General features: G+C 29.4%; 19 protein-coding genes. 2 read left to right on the top strand and 17 right to left on the bottom strand.

Going from position 1 to position 19054, the window contains the following annotated elements; translation table 11 throughout:
• Positions 1–2 precede the first annotated feature (2 nt).
• The 16 genes from gmk to O3884_RS04780 all read right to left on the bottom strand — a co-directional run bounded on the left by gmk (position 3) and on the right by O3884_RS04780 (position 16563).
• On the bottom strand, positions 3–623 hold the full coding sequence (gene gmk, locus O3884_RS04855; RefSeq protein ID WP_371452091.1) for a guanylate kinase: 621 nt from the start codon (positions 621–623) through the stop codon (positions 3–5).
• Positions 624–757: 134 nt separating this feature from the next.
• A complete protein-coding gene (locus tag O3884_RS04850; protein ID WP_371452089.1) occupies positions 758–1084 on the bottom strand; it encodes an AzlD domain-containing protein in 327 nt (108 codons plus the stop codon).
• Positions 1071–1778, bottom strand: a complete 708-nt coding sequence (locus O3884_RS04845) for an AzlC family ABC transporter permease (protein WP_371452087.1) — start codon at positions 1776–1778, stop codon at positions 1071–1073. The genes O3884_RS04850 and O3884_RS04845 overlap by 14 nt, the downstream gene beginning before the upstream one ends.
• Positions 1779–1808: 30 nt before the next feature.
• Complete coding sequence (locus O3884_RS04840; RefSeq protein ID WP_371452085.1) at positions 1809–3467, bottom strand: Rqc2 family fibronectin-binding protein; 1659 nt, start codon at positions 3465–3467, stop codon at positions 1809–1811.
• Positions 3468–3595: 128 nt separating this feature from the next.
• Entirely contained in the window at positions 3596–4360 is a 765-nt protein-coding gene (locus O3884_RS04835; protein WP_371452084.1) for a TerC family protein, read from the bottom strand.
• Between the two features lie 12 nt (positions 4361–4372).
• Positions 4373–5134 (bottom strand): iron ABC transporter permease, encoded by a 762-nt coding sequence (locus tag O3884_RS04830; protein WP_371452082.1) that lies wholly within the window; start codon positions 5132–5134, stop codon positions 4373–4375.
• On the bottom strand, positions 5134–5976 hold the full coding sequence (locus tag O3884_RS04825) for an ABC transporter ATP-binding protein (RefSeq protein WP_371452081.1): 843 nt from the start codon (positions 5974–5976) through the stop codon (positions 5134–5136). Before O3884_RS04825 ends, O3884_RS04830 begins: the two co-directional genes overlap by 1 nt.
• A gap of 175 nt (positions 5977–6151) precedes the next feature.
• Positions 6152–7486, bottom strand: a complete 1335-nt coding sequence (gene brnQ, locus O3884_RS04820) for a branched-chain amino acid transport system II carrier protein (protein ID WP_371452079.1) — start codon at positions 7484–7486, stop codon at positions 6152–6154.
• A 292-nt stretch (positions 7487–7778) separates the two neighbouring features.
• Positions 7779–9830, bottom strand: coding sequence for a type I DNA topoisomerase (gene topA, locus O3884_RS04815; protein ID WP_371452077.1), 2052 nt, complete (start codon positions 9828–9830; stop codon positions 7779–7781).
• 77 nt (positions 9831–9907) lie between these two features.
• Entirely contained in the window at positions 9908–10669 is a 762-nt protein-coding gene (gene map / locus O3884_RS04810) for a type I methionyl aminopeptidase (protein WP_371452075.1), read from the bottom strand.
• An 11-nt stretch (positions 10670–10680) separates the two neighbouring features.
• On the bottom strand, positions 10681–11448 hold the full coding sequence (locus O3884_RS04805; protein WP_371452074.1) for a TIGR01457 family HAD-type hydrolase: 768 nt from the start codon (positions 11446–11448) through the stop codon (positions 10681–10683).
• A 140-nt stretch (positions 11449–11588) separates the two neighbouring features.
• Positions 11589–12365, bottom strand: a complete 777-nt coding sequence (locus O3884_RS04800) for a phosphotransferase family protein (RefSeq protein ID WP_294681428.1) — start codon at positions 12363–12365, stop codon at positions 11589–11591.
• A 226-nt stretch (positions 12366–12591) separates the two neighbouring features.
• Complete coding sequence (gene pepV / locus O3884_RS04795) at positions 12592–13992, bottom strand: dipeptidase PepV (protein ID WP_371452072.1); 1401 nt, start codon at positions 13990–13992, stop codon at positions 12592–12594.
• Between the two features lie 14 nt (positions 13993–14006).
• Positions 14007–14714 (bottom strand): pseudouridine synthase, encoded by a 708-nt coding sequence (locus O3884_RS04790; RefSeq protein WP_371452070.1) that lies wholly within the window; start codon positions 14712–14714, stop codon positions 14007–14009.
• 5 nt (positions 14715–14719) lie between these two features.
• Positions 14720–16345 carry a putative polysaccharide biosynthesis protein gene (locus O3884_RS04785; RefSeq protein WP_371452069.1) on the bottom strand — a complete coding sequence of 542 codons (1626 nt, stop codon included), beginning with the start codon at positions 16343–16345 and terminating at the stop codon, positions 14720–14722.
• 35 nt (positions 16346–16380) lie between these two features.
• Entirely contained in the window at positions 16381–16563 is a 183-nt protein-coding gene (locus tag O3884_RS04780) for a hypothetical protein (RefSeq protein WP_371452067.1), read from the bottom strand.
• 232 nt (positions 16564–16795) lie between these two features.
• Here O3884_RS04780 and O3884_RS04775 point away from each other — a divergent pair, with 232 nt between their 5' ends.
• Entirely contained in the window at positions 16796–17179 is a 384-nt protein-coding gene (locus O3884_RS04775; RefSeq protein WP_060913692.1) for a MerR family transcriptional regulator, read from the top strand.
• A gap of 45 nt (positions 17180–17224) precedes the next feature.
• Entirely contained in the window at positions 17225–18562 is a 1338-nt protein-coding gene (gene glnA, locus O3884_RS04770) for a type I glutamate--ammonia ligase (RefSeq protein WP_371452066.1), read from the top strand.
• A gap of 103 nt (positions 18563–18665) precedes the next feature.
• Here the strand turns inward: glnA and trxA are convergent, their stop codons facing one another.
• The gene (gene trxA, locus O3884_RS04765; protein WP_371452064.1) at positions 18666–18971 is read right to left on the bottom strand and encodes a thioredoxin; all 306 of its coding nucleotides are present in this window, start codon (positions 18969–18971) and stop codon (positions 18666–18668) included.
• Positions 18972–19054: the final 83 nt, after the last annotated feature.

Below are 19054 nucleotides of genomic sequence, written 5' to 3'. Positions count from 1 at the left end.
TCCTACATTTCTTCTAATTCTAATAATGCTCTTCTATATTTCATCTCTATACGCTCACGTTTTAAATGCTCACTAAGTATAATTGCTTTAATTCTTTCTACAGCTTTGTCTACTTCATCATTCTCAACTACATAATCGTATAAGTGCATCATATTAATTTCTTTTTTAGCTTTCGCTATACGTGATTCAATTACTTCATCACTCTCAGTTCCACGACCTTTTAATCTTTCTTTAAGGTCACCAATACTAGGTGGTGCTAAAAATATAAATAAAGCATCTGGAATTTTACTTTTTACTTGTCCTGCACCTTGTACTTCAATTTCTAAAAATATATCTTTTCCTTTTTCCATCGTCTCCCTTACATATTTAACGGGAGTTCCGTAATAATTATCGACATACTGAGCATATTCTAATAGCTCACCTTGCTGTATTAAAGATTCAAATTCTTCTTTCGTCTTAAAGAAATAATCAACCCCGTCTACTTCACCAGGTCTCATACCTCTTGACGTCATTGAAATTGAATATTCGAAGTCAACATTATTACTTTCAAAAATTCTTTTTCTAACAGTACCTTTACCTACTCCTGAAGGTCCTGAAAGAACTATTAATAATCCTTTCTCCATTTTTCGTATCCTTCTGTTATGTTTTATTATCTTTTTATGATACCATAAATCGGAAAAAATTTAAACTATAAACATGTATATTTAAGTTGTAAATTAATTCGATAATATTTTCTTAAAATTCTCAATTTTTATTTTTAAAATACAAGTCTAATAATTGCTAATGAACTTATTCCTACTACAACTATCACCAAAAGACTCTTTGAAATAATTGCACTCAATACAGTAGGTAGAGAAGCAAGTAGATTTTCATAATTAATCTGAGGAAACTCTCCAATCTTTTGAATAAATAGGCTATCAAACCATAAAGCTGACATTATTACAATCGGCACAAAACTTAAATACTCTATGATTGGCTTAGGTAAATCAAATTTCTTTAATAATACAAATGGAAGTACCCTAGATAACCAAGTCACAATTGTGCATCCTAATATTGTTAATATTATATAGTTAGTAGATAACATTTTTCAACACCACTCCTATCGCACATCCTATTAAAGTAACCACAATAATCAATACATTGCTTGGGATAAAAATCATTCCAAAATATACTAAGAAGAATACAACAATAATTACTAGAAATTGTACTTTTTTCTTAATAGTAAAATCTGAAATAACCTGTAAATACAATAATCCTATAAACATCGCTACTAGAGCAAAATCTAAACCTAAGGACTTGGGATCCTTAACTACTCCACCTAACAACGCACCTAGTACCGATGACGCAACCCATGTAAAATATGATACTAGGTTTGCAGCATTAAACCATTCATAAGTCAATCTTCCATTAGTATAGTTCTGTTTATTCATTCCTAAAGCAAAACTCTCATCAGTTAAAAAAGTACCAATAATAATATTCTTAAATACACTATATCGTTTGAAAAACGGAGCTGTTGCCATACTCATTAATATCATTCTTGAATTAATTAAAAAAGTTGCAAGGACGATTGAAAGTATTGGAAAGCCGCTTGAAAGCATACTTACAGTTATGAATTGTGCACCACCTGCGTATATGAATAACGACATCGCTCCGACAACGAGAGGATTAAAACCAGCTGAACTTGCTATGATACCAAATGCCAAACCTATTCCAATATATCCAAAAACTGTAGGTAATGTATCCTTTATTGCAGTCTTTATATCTAATTTATCATTCATATATTCACCTTCCTTGACTATTTAATTGATTTATTTTATTAAAAGCTCACCTATAAAATCTTTATCAATTTTCTGCTTAACTGTTTTTTGTCCAGTGTAAGTTACTAAGCCCGGTTTAGCACCAGATATTTTTTTTACATTTTTAATTAACGTTCTATCAACATTAACATACTCTTCATTTTTAAACTTAGAATAATAGGCAGCTAACATCGATGCAATCTCTATTGTCTCTTCGCTAGGATTATTATCGAAAATTACAACGTGACTACCAGGAATATCTTTAGCATGAAACCATAGGTAATCTCGTCTTGCTAATTTATTGGTAATAGCATCATTTTGAAGATTATTTTTTCCGACATAAATGGCAGTACCATTATGGTTAATTACAAAATAATTACTCTTATTTTTTTTCTTATTTACCTTAATCTTTTCTTTTAATATTCCATTAGCAATCAATTCTTCTTTGATTTCTGCTATATCAGTTTTATCTGCATTTTCTATTTGGAATTTTATAGTCTCAAAATATCCTAAATCCTGTTTCGCAATCTCTATTTGTTCAATTAAATTCTCAATTGTTCTCTTGTTCTTTTTATATAAATCAAAGTACTTCTCTGAATTCTTCTCAATAGTTAGATTCGGATCTAAATCGATCTCAATATCCGATAAATCTTCACTATAAAAATTTTGCAGTGTTACAATCTCCGGTATTTCTTTTTTAAATAAATAAATATTTGAAATTAGAAGTTGTCCCTTTAATTTATAATCATCTCTATTATTAGCTTGTTCCAGTTCATTTTTTAATATATCAATTTTCTTATTTAATCTATTTATTTTAGAATTAACAAAATTAAAAAGCTTTTTATCAGTATTTTTATTTATCGACTCTCTGGCTATATCCATGTAGTAGTAATCTAATAATTGTGACAATGATTCAAAATCTCTACTATACTCTTTAACTTCAAAGAAATAAAAATCCTTCTTATTGTTCTCTTCAAGTAAAACGGGTTTAAAGTAATTATCAAACTCCTTACAAAAACTAATAAATGAATTTTTCAAATCTTCTTCCGAATTTTTTGGGAAATAATTATTCAGTAATGCTGAAACGCCGTAGAAACTTTTCATTAAGAATTTTTTATCATCAATAGGAAACTCAATGTCACTATAGCTACTAAAGTCAAAAGGATTAATTTTTTCTACTGTCGGAGGAAGGGTGTATTCCATATTAGATATAGTCGATCTCTTATACTCAAGACTGTAGCTATTTTTTAAAGACTCTAATATAATATTATCTTCATTAGTTAATATTATATTTGAGTGTTTACCCATTAATTCTGAAATTAGATAATAATACTTTTCGTATCCTAAATCATCAAAGTTTTTTATTTTAAAAATTACTATTCGGTCATTATTAACTTGATTTATTTCTAATATTATTCCACCTGTTAAATACTTTCTAAGTACTGAACAAAAATTCGAAGGTGTTGAAGGATTTTCAAAACTATTATTTGTTAACTGTATTCTAGACGCACTTGAACTTGCAGATAAAAACAATTTTAAATTCTTTCCTTTTCTAACAGAAAATACAAATTCATCTGTCGATAAATTATTTATTTTATTTATACGACCATTTAATATATTTTCTTCTAATTCTTTCACCATTTTTCTTATGAAAAAACCATCAAATGCCATTTTTATCCTCCTTGTATTTTAATATATAATTTAAAATTATATCATAGATATTAATTTGTGTATATGAAAATAAGAAACATACAAATACTAAAAAGAGACGATATATACATATCATCTCTTTTTAAATACTATTTATTTTCAAATCTTTTTGAAACTAATACTCCCCACACTAATAATCCAAGTAATACTACCCAGAAAATAACAGTCCAAAGTGTAGAATGTGGGAAATCATGAGGGATAAGTGCTAATTTCTCATGAGCAGCTGCAATTACAAATAGTTTAATACCTACCCAACCAACAATAAGAAATGCGGCGATTTCTAAACCTGGTTTAGTTTCTAATACTCTTATAAATATGTTAGCTGCATAACGCATGATAACTACACCAACAAAACCTCCAATTACCATTACAGTAAATTGACCAAGGTTAATTCCTCCAATAGATGTCTCAGAAATATGAGGTAATGTTATCGCAATAGCTACAGCAGCTAAAATTGAATCAATCGCAAAAGCTATATCAGTAAGCTCAACTTTAATTACAGTCGCCCAGAAACCACTTTGTTTTTTAGGTTCAGCAATCTCTTCAGTTTCATCACCTTGTTTTCTTTTATCGAAAAATTCTTTAATATGTGCACCTGCCATATATAACAAGTACAAACCACCTAAAACTTGAATTTCCCAATACTGCGCTAATATTGTAATTAAGAAAATCGCTATTATTCTAAATATCAATGCTCCTGCAAGACCGTACATCAATGCATGCTTTTGTTCTTTAGGTGGCAGATGTCTAACCATAACTGCAAGAACAATAGCATTATCTGCTGAAAGTAATCCTTCTAAAAGTATTAAACTCAATAATACTATCACATATTGAATTAGTATCTGTGTATCCATTCTAATCTCCTTCTATCCTATTATTTTTTTCATTAATCTAACAATAACGATAACTACGATTAATCCTAACATGTTTAATGCTAGCGGTAAAAAGTTACCCAGATTAAAAGTAATATTCTGATTTAATAGATTAAAAGATTTAGTAAAGATAGTTAATACACTATTATCTACTCTTTCTGCTGGTACAGAAAATCTAGATTTTATCATATTTGCTATAACTTCTCCTCCTATGAAAAATAAAAGTGAGAAAGAAATTGCCAAGTTTGTGTTATTAAATAGTGTTAATGCTAATAAGAAAATAAGGTTAGCAAACACGAATAATAAAACTAGCATCGCAGCATATGATCCTGCTGTATTAACATTCAACATTAATGTTTTTAACTCTTCAAAAATATTTCTTTTTAGTAAGAAAATTATTCCTATGAAGCATGCAATTACTATAACATAGTAAACTAAAAAATAAATTAAATTTGCTAAAATAGCTAAGATATCTCTTGTTGATTTCTTTTTTCTTATTTCCAAAAGAACATTTACTTTTGAAATATAATCTTCTCTATATGAATATATGTAATTTAATCCCATTATAAAAATTACTATCACCATATTCACTTTAAGAATTATTGAAAATATAATATCTAATATTGACTTATCATAAAACGTAGCCAACGTGTCTAGTTTATATACAAATGCAAAGTTAATTAACGATAAAATAATTATAAATAAATAATTAAATTTACGTCTAAATAACTTTCCGAATTCTAATGCGAACAACATTATAGATCAGCCTCGCCCTCATATAGTTTAATTTTTTCACCTAGATTACGAATTTGAAATATTTCTATGTTATTTTTCAATAAAGCATAAACTACTTCTTCAAGAACTTCTTCTCTTACTACTATTTCATTATTGTGATAAATAGTAAATTGATGCCCTTCTAAAATTTCATCTAGATTTTCTTGACTAGAAACATTTATAGCCGTAAGTTGTTTTAATATTAATAAGTCTTCTAAATTTCCGAAGTATGATTTAATTCCATCAGTAATAACTAAAACTTTATCAGCAATACTATTAAAGCTATTAAGCATTGTATCTAAAATAATCACATTTGCATTGTTTGATTTATCAAGAATTAATTCACTAATCTCTTCTTTATCTTCAGTAGTTAAACTCTCTTCCGTGTTATCAACGATTAATACATTTTGATCTACTAAAATTGAAAATAGAATATGAAATTTTGTCACTTCATTTGATTCTAAATCCTTATATTTTCCTCCAGAATCTAAGTTTAAAAATTCTAGGTCACCTACTAATTCTTCTTCAGTAGCTTTTATATTAAATAGAGATAATGCTTTTTTCAGATTTTTTAATAATGATAAATCATTATAAAAACCAAAATCTTTAGCAAATAAAAGTCTCTGATTATTTATGTTCTCACCATCGAAAAGAATTTCACCTTTAAACTTAGTTCTTTGTCTAAAAGAATCCTTTAATAATTCTAAACTTGCAGAACTATTATTAACAATAGTCAATATTTCTCCTGTTTCAACTCTGAAATCAAGTTCTAATATCGTATCTCTTTTTATTTTTTTTGTATATTCTTTAAATTCTAAAACCATTATTTCTCCTATAAAAAATAACATTAGTGTAATGTTTTATTGTTATATTCATTTTATCTCTTTAAATATTAGATTACATCTTATAATAATACCATTGCTTTAACCTAATGTCAAAACAATAGTAAAGAAAAATAAAAGATGATAGAAGATATCTCTTCTACCATCTTACGTGTAGTTATTTATTTTCTTTTACAAAGAATGTTAATACAACTCCAAGTACAAATCCTACTAATGCATAGTTTAACCAAGCAAAATCAGCTGGTACTGGAAGGAAGTTTACTTTAGCTAGAACATTATCAACTGCAGGTACTGCAAGTTTAAATGTTGAAGCTACAGTAGAATATAAACTAAATAATCCAGTGAATAAAACTGTACAAACATAAACTACTTTTTTACCACCAAAGAAGTTGTTTAAAAATCCTAGTAAAATTAATACCATTGTTAATGGATATAATAAAACAAGTACTGGAACAGCTCCTTGGATGATTGCTGCTAATCCGTAGTTACCTACTGCAAATGAGAATAATGTTAATGCGATAGCGTAAGTTTTATAACTAACTTTGTCGTAAAGTCTTACGAAGAATGAAGCACAAGCTGTTACTAATCCAACACTTGTAGTTAAACAAGCTAAGAATACGATAACGAATAGTAATAATTTACCAACATTACCAAAGTAATATGTTGTTGCCCCTGTTAATACTCCTGCTCCAGTTTTTTGTAATCCTAAAACAGAAACTGATGTTGCTCCGATATTAGAGATAAATACATATACTAAAGCTAATAATAAAGCAGCGATAATTGCTGATTTAGCTGTATTGTTAAATACTTCTTTTTTAGTTTTTGCTCCGTAAAGTTTAACAGAGTTAATTACGATAATACCAAATACTAATGATGCTAATGCATCCATTGTATTATAACCTTCCATTAATCCATTTGTAAATGCTAATGAAGTAGTTTGATAAGTTTTTGTAGGTTCTTGTGCTACACCCATAGGTTTTACTAATGATGCAATGATTAAAACAACCATTGAAAGTAGTAAAACTGGTGTGATTACAGTTCCGATTCTATCTACTAATTTATTAGGGCTAATAGCTAACCATAATGTTAATCCCATAAAGAATGCTAAGAAAATAGCTTGGGCAATTGTAGTATTTTCTGGTGCTACGAAGCTAGATAATCCTAGTTCATAAGTAGTAGTCCCTGTTCTAGGGATTGCAAAGAAAGGTCCAATTGTTAAGTATAATAAAGTCGTAAAAGCAACACCGAATACTTTCCCTGCTCTGCTTGATAAATCTAATAGGTCTTCAGCCCCTGAATACCCCATTACAATAACTCCTAGTAGTGGTAATCCCACTCCCATAATAATAAATCCGATCATCGCTGTAGATAAGTTTGTTCCAGCGTTTTGTCCTAAGAATGCTGGGAAAATTAAGTTACCAGCACCAAAGAATAGTGCAAATAGCATAAGTCCAATTGATACATATGGATTTTTCTTTAAAAATTTCAACATGTCATCTCCTCCAAATATTTTCAATTAATTTTTAATATGTTATATACAATAATATATTTATTAACATTTGTCAATAGATTTTTAAAATATATTACCTTTTTTGTTGGATAAATGTTTTAAATTTTCTGATAATTCATTAAATTTGTAGATAAAGTATTTCGTTTGCAATTCTAATATATCAATAATGCAATCATTTTCAAACAATTAATTTTCTATAATCTATATGTATCGTACTAATAACAAAAGGATTCGATAATTGAGAACAATTATCAAATCCTTTTTATCCATTTTTCTATTTTTTTATTTCTTCTTTATAGTCACAATGTGCACATTGTACACCTTTTTTTCCTTCATATAAGATATTTGAACATTTTGGACAACTTCTATTTATAGGTTTATCCCATGAAACAAAATCACATTCTGGGAATCCTTCACAACCATAGAATAATTTTCCTTTTTTAGATTTCTTCTCTAAAATTTCATGTTTCTTACATTTTGGACATGTTACTCCAACCTTTTTTTGGATAGTATTAGTATATCTACAGTCAGGGAAATTAGAACAAGCAATAAACTTACCGAATTTACCTAACTTAAATACAAGTGGTGAAGAACATTCTGGACAGCTTTCTCCTGTAAATTCTTGTTTAATTTCTACTTTTTCCATTTCAGTTTCTGCTTTTTCAACATCTTTTCTAAAATTGCTATAGAAATTATAAATAGTTTTTTCCCAACCTACTTTGCCTTCTGCTATATCGTCTAATTGACTCTCAAGATTAGCTGTAAACTTAGTATTTATAATATCAGGGAAATATTGTTCTGTTATCTTACTAACTAATGTTCCTAATTCAGTTGGTGTAAATACTTTATTTTGTAATTTTGCATAATATCTCTTTTGTAAAGTATCAACAATTGTAGCATAAGTTGAAGGACGTCCTACTCCTAACTCTTCAAGTTCAGCTATAAGTTTAGCTTCAGAGTAGCGTGCAGGTGGTTGAGTAAAATGCTGTTCTTCTTTAATTTCTTTGACTTTTGCATCTTCTCCGACTTCAAATTCTGGTGCAAGTTTTACTTTTTCTTTTTCTTTCAATACTGCTAAGAATCCATTAAACAGTAACTTAGAATGCGCCCCTCTATATACAACCTTATTATTTTCAAATGTAGTTGTGCTTGTTTCATAAACTGCAGCACTCATACGACTAGCTAAGAATCTTTCCCATATAAGTTTATACAGTTTATATTGATCATTAGACAAGTATTCTTTAATACTGTCAGGTGTGAAGTTAACATTTGTTGGTCTAATTCCTTCATGAGCATCTTGAACATTCTTGCTTGATTTTCTAGCTTTAACTGCTGACGCTAAATATTCTTTACCAAAATTGTTAAGTATATAATCACTAGCCATTTTAACCGCTTCATCAGAAACCCTTGTAGAGTCCGTTCTCATATATGTAATTAAACCAGTAACTCCACCTAACTTTTTAAGGTTAATACCTTCATACAATTCTTGAGCAACACTCATAGTCTTGCGTGTTTTGAAGTTAATCTTTCTAGAAGCATCTTGTTGCATTGTAGAAGTAATATAAACATTCGGTGCATTACGATTTTTATTAGTTTTCGTTACATCGATAACTTTAAATGTCTCACCTTTTATAGCTTTTCTTATTTTTTCTACATCTTTTTTACTTTCAAGTTTAAGTTTTTCTCCTTTATAAGAATAGAAATTAGCCGTTAAGACTTTTCTATTTTTTATAAAATCGATTGGCATAGACCAATATTCTTGTGGAACGAATTTTTGAATTTCTTCTTCTCTATCAACAATTAGCTTTAGAGCCGCGTTTTGCACTCTTCCTGCAGATAGCTTTGGTTTTACTTTTTTCCAAAGGACAGGAGAAATATTATATCCAACTAAACGATCTAATATTCTTCTGGCTTGTTGTGACTGAACTAAATCAGTATTTATCTTACGTGGATGCTTTATCGCATCTTTTACTGCGTCTTTTGTTATTTCATTAAAAACAATTCTGTTATCAGAATTATTATCTAATCCTAAAATATGTGCAATATGCCAAGCTATTGCCTCTCCTTCTCTATCGGGATCGGATGCTAGGAATACTTTCTTTCCTTTAGCTTCTTTTTTTAAAGACTTAATTACATCGCCCTTCCCTCTTATAGAAATGTAATCAACATCTACATTTCCATTATCTAGTACTTCTACTCCCATTCTACTTTTTGGAAGATCTCTTACATGACCTTTTGAAGATATTACTCTATATTTTTTCCCTAGATATTTTTCAATAGTTTTTGCCTTAGAAGGAGATTCGACTATTACTAAATTTTCTGCCATTTTCTTCTCTCCATAATTTTATAATAAGTAGTATCTTAAAACATTTTTATTAACTTGTCAACTTTTTCCATTAAAAATTAATCAATTTTAGTCAATATCAATGGTTCAGCATTCTCTCTAACAACAATCGTATGTTCATATTGAGCAATATATGAACCATCATTCGCTACTAATTCCCATTCATCTCTATCTGAGTTCCCTACAGTTTTAGCTTTTGTTGAGACGAATGGTTCAACAGCTAAACACATACCATCTTTTAAGATTAGATTATCCCATGGATCAAAATAATTGAACACATGTTGTGGTTCTTGATGTAATGAAGTTCCAATTCCATGACCCGTTAAGTTTTCGATTACTTGTAGTTTATGTTCTTTTATTTTTTTATGTACATGCTTACCGATTTGGTTTATTTTTCTTCCTGCCACAGCATGTTTAATTCCTTCGTAAAATGCTTCTTTAGCAACTTCACATACTTTTTCTTTCATTGGATCGTCTACCTTACCAACAACAAAAGAAATACCGGTATCAGCATAATAACCATCCTTACAACCTGATACATCAATATTTAGAAGATCCCCGTCTTTTAGTATTTTTGTACTAGAAGGTATTCCATGCGCTGCTTGATAATTTAATGAAATACATGTATATCCTGGAAAATCGTATTCAGTAATTGGCGCAGATTTCGCTCCATGTTTTTCAAATAATTCTTTAGCGATATTATCTAATTCTTTTGTTGAAACACCAGGCACTGCTCTTTTAACCATTTCATCGCGAATAGTAGCGCAGATGAAACCTATTTCTTTCATTTTTTGTAATTGTTCTTCTGTTTTAATAATCATGATTTCTCCTTTTATTTAACTAGTTCGAATAAATTTTTAATAGAATAAGTCGGTTTATGCTCTTTAGTTTCTAGATCTTCTACACTTGTAACACCTGTTTGAACGTGAATTGTATCTATTCCACCATTAATACCAGACATAATATCAGTATCATAGTTGTCTCCAACCATAACAATCTCTTCCTTGCTATAGTCAAATAAATCCATAGCACATTCCATAATAATTTTGCTAGGCTTACCTATAAAGGTAGCTGGTGTAGAAGTTGCATACTCTAGATACTTAACTTGTCCCCCGTTACTTGGTACAAAGCCATTTGCTGTTGGTAACAATGTGTCTGGATTAGTACCAATCAGTTCTGCCCCATTCAATACAGCTTTTGCAGCAATTGCAAGTTTATCATAAGTAAGTTGTCTATCAAGACCAACTACAACTGCGTCAACACCTTCCTCATTTTCTCTTTGAGTAAATGAACTTAAAGTATTCTTAAGCCCTGCTTCACCGATTACATATAAATTTTTATATCCCTTACCTTCAAGATAAATTTTAGTAGCATCACTTGATGTAAATACATGTTCTTCTGATGTCTCGATATCAAATTTCTTTAAATGTTCTGCTACGTCTTTAGGTTGCCTTGTTGAATTATTAGTTAAGAATAAATAGTCTATATTATTTTCATTTAAATAATCAACAAACTCCTTAGCATATTTTATCTTCTTCTCACCATTGTAAATTGTACCATCTAGGTCAATTAGATATAATTTATATTGTTTTATACTCATCCCATCTCTCCATTAATTTCATTTATCATAATATATTCAAATATTAGTTTCTTCTATAAGAATAAATTACGCAACTATTTCTATTTTACACCGATTATAAAAAAAATAAAAGCATTAATTAGGAATTTCCTACTTAATGCTTATATAAAATCGTTAAAAATACTATTTAAGAAGACTAGCCACGAGTTCATTTCTGATAATTGTTTCTTCTCATGATACCAAACTATCATTATGACAGATTGTAAAGTTATATACCATTTTAGCCTATTTCTATATTTTATTGTTGGCTCTTGTCCATAAATTTTTAGCCATTCATTCCATTCACTTTGTGGTATGTATCGATATAATACAAATGAAATATCAATAGCAGGATCACAAAGTATAGAATGTTCCCAATCTACTAAAAATAACTTACCTTGATCAGAAAGTAACCAGTTATCCTTATGTAGATCCGTGTGACAAGGAGTATATTCTACATCATCATCTGGCAAACACTTCTCTAAATAATTTAATGCATCGACAATATTACTATTTTTTCTAAGGTCATCGGCAATGATAGATTTCAAATTACAAAGCGATCTAGCTGCTGTTTCTTCAGCATAGCCTTGAGCTTTCATAATTTTTTTTAGTTTTGATGATCCGTGCACTTTTTTCAAAATTTCAGGTATACGTTTATCCGTCATATCTTCCGTATTTAATGTTCTACCATTTTCAAAATCTTGTGCGATTAATACATCTCCATTACTAATACGCTTAGTCCATCTTAATCTAGGTACAATACCTTCTGCAGAAAGAGTTGCTATCATCGGAGTAGTATTTTTTTTAATAAAGTAACGTTGATTATCTCTCGAACAAAAATAATCTTCGTTATATGTATCATCTAAAGTCCAGCCCATCTGATAATATTCTTTAGACATATTTTATACTGCTCCTTTCTTCAATCTCTTTTTAAAAATTATAATGCACTATATATTTTACATTCTTTAATCATTTTTTTCAAGATACTATTTTTCAACTAAAATTAAAAATCTCAAAGATATTATAATTTATATATACAAAAATTAGAATTAATATCTTTGAGATAGCTTATTATCTTATTTTTTACAAAATAAACATTATACCAAATAAATATTTTTATAAAATTTATTGTTCACAACAAAGTTTGTAAATTCCTTCTGCATAGATTGCAGTAGCTAATAATAAATCTTCTACTTCTAAATATTCATTTGCTTGGTGCATAGTATCTTCCTTACCAGGGAAAAGTAATCCAAATGCAACACCTTTTTTAAGGCAACGTGCATATGTTCCTCCACCTAGTACAAACGCATCATTTTTAGTATCCCCTGTATGTTTTCTATAAACATCCATCAGTGTAGTTACTAATTCATCATCTTTCGGTACATAATGAGCTTCTTTAGTACTTGTAACTTCAATATCAATATTGTCTACCTTAACTCCATTCAATCTAGCTACTAAATCAAACTTCATAGGATGACGACAATCCGTTGAAACTATACCAACTTTTTTCTCTAAATCATAATCTAGAATACCATAGTTATATGTAGCTTCTCCCATTTCATTATCAGAATAATCAATTCCTAATTTTTCACCGAATGGATCATTAGCAAGTTTTTCTACTATATAATTTACAAAGTTTTTACCATTATTATCTAATCCTAATGTACTTAAAAATTCTGCTAATTTTGTTGCTCCATTAATACCATATTGTGGTGTTGAACCGTGTGCAGCTTTTCCTTTAAGTGTAAGTTTAATTGTATCTTCAACAGTAACTTCACCATCAAGTTTTTCTTGCGCTAAGAAGTTTTCAAATTTTTCTTTAATATCTGATACTTCACCAACTAATTCAGCTTTTGCACTAGCAATAACCATATTTAAAACTTGACCACCATTAAATCTAACAAGTTTATAATTATAGTTTCCATCTTCAAGTACAAATTTCAATTTGTGATCGAAAGTTGCTCTTGCTTTTTCAGCATACACTAGTGGGAACATCGCATCTGGTGTGAATCCAGATGCTGGTTGTTCTTCGTGTTTAAAGTACGCTTCAACACATCTAAATCCAGTTTCTTCATCACTTCCAATAATAACTCTTACGCGTTTATTCCATTTTACACCAAGTTTATCTAATAACTTAACCGCGTAATAAGCTGCCATTGTAGGCCCTTTGTCATCTAATGACCCACGAGCAAATATTTTACCATCTCTTATTTCTGGTTTAAATGGATGACTAGTCCAGTCTGCTTCTACTACAGGTACCACATCAACGTGACCAAGAATACCAAATAATTCATCACCTTGACCTACTTCAATATGTCCAGCTTTATTTTCTACTAATTTAGTCTTGTAACCATCACGTTCACCAAAAGATAAAATTAGATCTAATGCTTCTCTTGGTCCGCTTCCAAATGGAGTTTCCTCAGTTATATCTGTTCCTAAAATTGAACGTACACTCAATAACTCAAATAAATCTTTAAGTAAGTCCTCCTTATGATTAAGAACCTCTTTTTTAAAATCGATACTCATTATATATCCCTCCGTTATTTATTTAATTTATTTAGTTCCTCTTCTGTTAAATATCTATAATCACCTAATTTTAGATTCTCATCTAATTTTAAACTACCAATAGATAATCTTTTTAAATATGTTACTGTTGTCCCTAGTGATTTCATCATTCTTTTCACTTGATGAAATTTTCCTTCAGTTATGTATATATTTGCTTTACTCTCATCCTCGCTGCTTTCTAGTATTTCTAATTTAGCAGCCTTACATTTATATCCATCTTCTAATGTTACACCAGCTTCAATAATTCGAAGATGCTCATCTTTCAATTCTCCACTTACCTCAACATAGTATTTTTTTACTACATCTTTTTTGGGAGATATCAATCTATGAGCTAACTCTCCATCATTCGTCAGCAACATAAGTCCTTCAGTATCCTTATCAAGTCTACCGACTGGAAATACTTTGTGAATGCGATCTTCTTCTTTTAAAATATCCACAACTGTTTTTTCAATCGCATCTTCTGTTGCAGATATCGTGTCTTGCGGCTTGTTCATCATAATATAGACATATTTTTGATAAACTAACCTTTTTCCATCTAAAATTACCTGATCATTAATCTCATCAATCTTATAATCAGGAGTCTTTATTAATTTGTCGTTAATTAATATTCCCTTTTTAATAACTTTTTTCGCTTCTACTCTACTTAATGTCGTAGTTGTACTAATAAATTTATCTAGCCTCACTATTCTTATCTCCTTAATCTTCTTAAAGATGAAATTTTAATCTTTCTTCCAAATAAATATTCATCGAATTTCATCATAGTTATACTGAAGAAATAGATAACAATACCAAATATTGCACAAATCATAATTAGTATCATACTTGAAATTTTTGATTCAATAACAAAATTAGATAATATCGATTCATAAATAGCTGCAACAGTGATAAACATGATAAAACAACTACTTAAGATTATTAAAAATCTAGTGAAGAACTCAAAAATTTTAAGTCTAACTGCTGTATTTATAATAATTAAGTTTATACTAATCATCACAAGGTAAGTTGTGATCGAAGATAAAATCACACCATTTGTCTCAAATTTCATTACAAATGGAGTAATAGTTATATACTTAACTACTAATCCCACTATAATCGCTGCAAGATTTAATAGTTGCTTATTTACAGCTTGCATAATTATACTTGTTAAACTATAAATAGAATATAGCACTGCTAAAGGTAAATAAAATCTTAGTAAATCAGCATTTTCTAAACTTCTACTATAAAAAGCAGAATAAATTGGATCAGCAAGAACATACATTCCAACTAGAGCTGGAAGTACAATCATCATTAATGACAGAATAACTTTATTTATTTGAGTACTAACAGTAATTCTATCACCTTGTGCAAATAGTCTAGTTATAGAAGGTAAAAATGTACTAGAAAACGCTGGAGCAATAGCAACAGCAATCATTACTACTTTATTAACAAGCTGTAATGCTGAGAATCTTCCATCTACAATGTCCGCTTTCCCTATTTCTGTCATCCCATGAATAAAATTATGTTGGTCTATAATATTTAGAATTGGAAATAGACCTACTATAAATATAAATGGTATAGAAACTGAGAAAAACTCCTTCACTAATGCTGATGTTGAAATGTCAAGTTGTACTTCATCTTCTTCTATATTAAAATCTAAACTTCGTCTATTTTTAGAATAAAAAAAGAAAAGTGTAATTAAAGAAAAAACGGCTCCAACTGCAGCTGCAAATGTAGCACTAACATTCCCTTCAACTACTCCATATCCTAGCACCTTCATAATGAAATATGTTGCACCTAACATAAACGCGATTCGAGCTACCTGTTCAATAAATTGACTCAGCGCTGAAGGTAGCATTATCTCATGCCCTTGGAATAATCCTCTAAGACCTGAAGATACTAAAACTAATGGAATACCAAAACTTAAACTTTTAAGCACCAAGGCACCATCTTGTGGAGTAAATTTTTGTTGATTACTTATAAGAATCTGATCCGATATAAATCCCGAACCAAAAAATAATATACAAAAACCAACTATCCCCATTACTACTAGTAACCAAGATCCTAGTTTATAAATTCTTCTACTAACACTATATGCTCCTATTGCATTATATTTGGCAACCAATTTTGCTATTGCAAGAGGTATTCCTGCTCCGGATATCTCAAGTATTGTAGCATAATAACTATATCCATAATTGAATAAAGCCATTTGCTCCTCTCCACCAATTATCTGATAAAAAGGAATAAGATATACCGCTCCTAAAATTTTCGTTAAAATCAAACTTAAACTAAGTATCGCAGTCCCTTTAAACAAGGAATCTTTTTTCAAAATTTTCACATCCAAACTTAATATTTAATTGTAATATATATTTTTTATAAGTATAAATATTGATAGCAATATACCAATGCAGTAACTAAACTGTATGCAGCCACCAATTTCAATACTTTATCCATACGTCTTCTTTTTATTTTATTATTTGATACTAATACTATGTATGAACCTAGTAATAATACAAAAGTTATAATAAAAACTATAACAGATAAAAATATCGCCATACTATCATCCTTTCTTTTTTATATAACCTTATTTTATCATGATTTTAAAAATTTTTAAACATACTTTCTTCTATAAATATAAAAAACACATACAAAATCTCTTATAATGTTTACATACTTTAATTTTTGTTAGATTTTCTAACATACACTTTATTTTGTTTGTTTTTTTTGTTATCATACTATATAGATATAAAATATTTATTTCACAAAATCTTATTAGAGAGGTACTATTATGGGGTTTAAAGAATTACAAAAAAATCTTCCAGTTTTTTCCATAAGTGTAGTAACAAAAATTACTCAACTTACTGCAAGACAAATAAGATACTATGAAGAAAAAAAACTCTTCACTCCAAAACGTACTGAAGGTAATACTAGGCTTTTTTCTTTTAATGATATCGATAAATTATTGACTATTAAAGACCTACTGACAAAAGGTTTTAGTCTAAAAGCTATCGATGAAATAATTAATGAAAAAGAAGTACCTGCTGAAACAACTCAAATCAGACAGATTATCCATAACGATATTTTCGCAGGACCAAACGGTTTACCTAGAGAACGCTCAATTGGACGTGGTGATTTATCTAGATTTTATAACAACAAAAAGAATAAATTTTAGTGTTAGATTTTTTTACAATAATTTTCTACAAAATAAGGAGACAACATGGCTAAAACTATTACTAGAGAAGAAATAATTAAAAGAATTGAAGATGAAAACGTTAAGTATATTCGATTACAATTTACTGATATTACTGGTACAATCAAAAATGTAGAAGTACCTGTTAGTCAAATTGAAAAAGTACTAGATAATAAAATGATGTTTGATGGTTCATCGATTGAAGGTTTTGTACGAATCGAAGAAAGTGATATGTATCTTTACCCTGATTTAAATACATTCTTAGTATTTTCTTGGGATAGCGAATACGGTAAAGTAGCTCGTTTCATCTGTGACGTTTATACTGTAGATGGAAAACCTTTCGCTGGTGATCCTCGTGGTAATTTAAAAAGAACACTTGAAAGAATGAAAAAATTAGGTTTTGATACTTTAAATCTTGGACCAGAACCAGAATTTTTCTTATTCAGACTAAAAGAAAATGGTGAACCAAGTTTAGAATTAAATGATAATGGTGGTTATTTCGATCTTGCTCCTGTTGATTTAGGAGAAAACGTACGCCGTGACATCGTTCTTGAGCTTGAACGCCTAGGATTTGATATTGAAGCAAGTCACCACGAAGTTGCTCCAGGTCAACACGAAATCGACTTCAAATACGATGATGTAATTTCAGCTTGCGATAACATTCAAACATTTAAATTAATTGTAAAAACTATTGCTAGAAAACACGGTTTACATGCGACATTTATGCCGAAACCAATTTTTGGTATTAATGGATCTGGTATGCACTGTAACGTTTCTATGTTCAGTAATGGTGAAAACAGCTTTTATGATGAAAATAGTGAAAATGGGTTAAGTGAAGTAGCATCACACTTTATCGCAGGAATTCTTAAACATGCTCGTAGTTTCACAGCTGTATGTAATCCAACAGTAAACTCATATAAACGTTTAGTACCTGGTTATGAAGCCCCTTGCTATGTTGCATGGTCAACTTCAAACCGTTCACCTCTAGTTCGTATTCCTGCCGCACGTGGTAAATCTACACGTGTAGAAGTTAGATCAGTAGATCCAGCTGCAAATCCATACTTAGCAATGACAACAATCTTAGCAGCAGGTTTAGATGGAATTGAAAATAAACTAGTTCCAGCACCTGAAGTTAGAAGTAATATTTATGTTATGACTCGTGAAGAAAGAATCGCAAATGGTATAGATGAATTACCTTCAACATTATATACAGCACTAAAAGAATTATCAACTTCTCCTATTATGAAGGAAGCATTAGGAGATCACATCTTCTATAACTTTATAGAAGCAAAATCAATCGAATGGGATTCATTTAGAACTCAAGTTACCGATTGGGAAATTGATCAATATTTAAAAAATTATTAATAACATGAAAACAAAAAGAAGGAATAGCTTAATCACAAGCTATTCCTTCTTTTATTTTTACTAAAAAAAGCTACAGAATATTAATTCCGTAGCTTTTTTTCTATTAGAATTTAGATAGTAATTCTACTAATGCTTCTTTTGGTTGGTATCCAGTTTTTTCTTCTAGTACTTCTCCATTTTTCATAATTAGTAGCGTAGGAATTGACATAATTCCAAATTCACCAGCAGCTTCTTGATTTTCATCTACATTAACTTTGTAGAATTCAATGTTTGGAAATTCGCTAGCAACTTCTTCTAATACTGGCGCTAACATTTTACATGGACCACACCATGGTGCCCAAAAGTCAAATACTTTTACACTATCAGTTTTTGATAATTCAAAAAATTCTTTATCTGTGATTTCTCTCATTGTTTCTGTCTCCTTTAATTCTTATGAATTTATTTTATAATATCATAGCCAATTATTCAAATTATTTGTTTTAGCTATTAGTT

The organism is Gemella sp. 20925_1_85 (assembly GCF_041433735.1).
Classification (GTDB): domain Bacteria; phylum Bacillota; class Bacilli; order Staphylococcales; family Gemellaceae; genus Gemella.
Note: the sequence above shows the minus strand (reverse complement) of the source record. Positions and strands in the feature narration are given on the sequence as shown.

Coding starts and splice junctions, on each gene's coding strand:
- O3884_RS04805 (WP_371452074.1), bottom strand. CDS start 11,448: ATGAGTATAAAACAATATAAATTATATCTAATTGACCTAGATGGTACA.
- O3884_RS04835 (WP_371452084.1), bottom strand. CDS start 4,360: ATGGATACACAGATACTAATTCAATATGTGATAGTATTATTGAGTTTA.
- map (WP_371452075.1), bottom strand. CDS start 10,669: ATGATTATTAAAACAGAAGAACAATTACAAAAAATGAAAGAAATAGGT.
- O3884_RS04800 (WP_294681428.1), bottom strand. CDS start 12,365: ATGTCTAAAGAATATTATCAGATGGGCTGGACTTTAGATGATACATAT.
- O3884_RS04845 (WP_371452087.1), bottom strand. CDS start 1,778: ATGAATGATAAATTAGATATAAAGACTGCAATAAAGGATACATTACCT.
- glnA (WP_371452066.1), top strand. CDS start 17,225: ATGGCTAAAACTATTACTAGAGAAGAAATAATTAAAAGAATTGAAGAT.
- O3884_RS04780 (WP_371452067.1), bottom strand. CDS start 16,563: ATGGCGATATTTTTATCTGTTATAGTTTTTATTATAACTTTTGTATTA.
- O3884_RS04840 (WP_371452085.1), bottom strand. CDS start 3,467: ATGGCATTTGATGGTTTTTTCATAAGAAAAATGGTGAAAGAATTAGAA.
- O3884_RS04830 (WP_371452082.1), bottom strand. CDS start 5,134: ATGTTGTTCGCATTAGAATTCGGAAAGTTATTTAGACGTAAATTTAAT.
- O3884_RS04775 (WP_060913692.1), top strand. CDS start 16,796: ATGGGGTTTAAAGAATTACAAAAAAATCTTCCAGTTTTTTCCATAAGT.
- brnQ (WP_371452079.1), bottom strand. CDS start 7,486: ATGTTGAAATTTTTAAAGAAAAATCCATATGTATCAATTGGACTTATG.
- gmk (WP_371452091.1), bottom strand. CDS start 623: ATGGAGAAAGGATTATTAATAGTTCTTTCAGGACCTTCAGGAGTAGGT.
- O3884_RS04850 (WP_371452089.1), bottom strand. CDS start 1,084: ATGTTATCTACTAACTATATAATATTAACAATATTAGGATGCACAATT.
- O3884_RS04825 (WP_371452081.1), bottom strand. CDS start 5,976: ATGGTTTTAGAATTTAAAGAATATACAAAAAAAATAAAAAGAGATACG.
- trxA (WP_371452064.1), bottom strand. CDS start 18,971: ATGAGAGAAATCACAGATAAAGAATTTTTTGAATTATCAAAAACTGAT.
- pepV (WP_371452072.1), bottom strand. CDS start 13,992: ATGAGTATCGATTTTAAAAAAGAGGTTCTTAATCATAAGGAGGACTTA.
- topA (WP_371452077.1), bottom strand. CDS start 9,830: ATGGCAGAAAATTTAGTAATAGTCGAATCTCCTTCTAAGGCAAAAACT.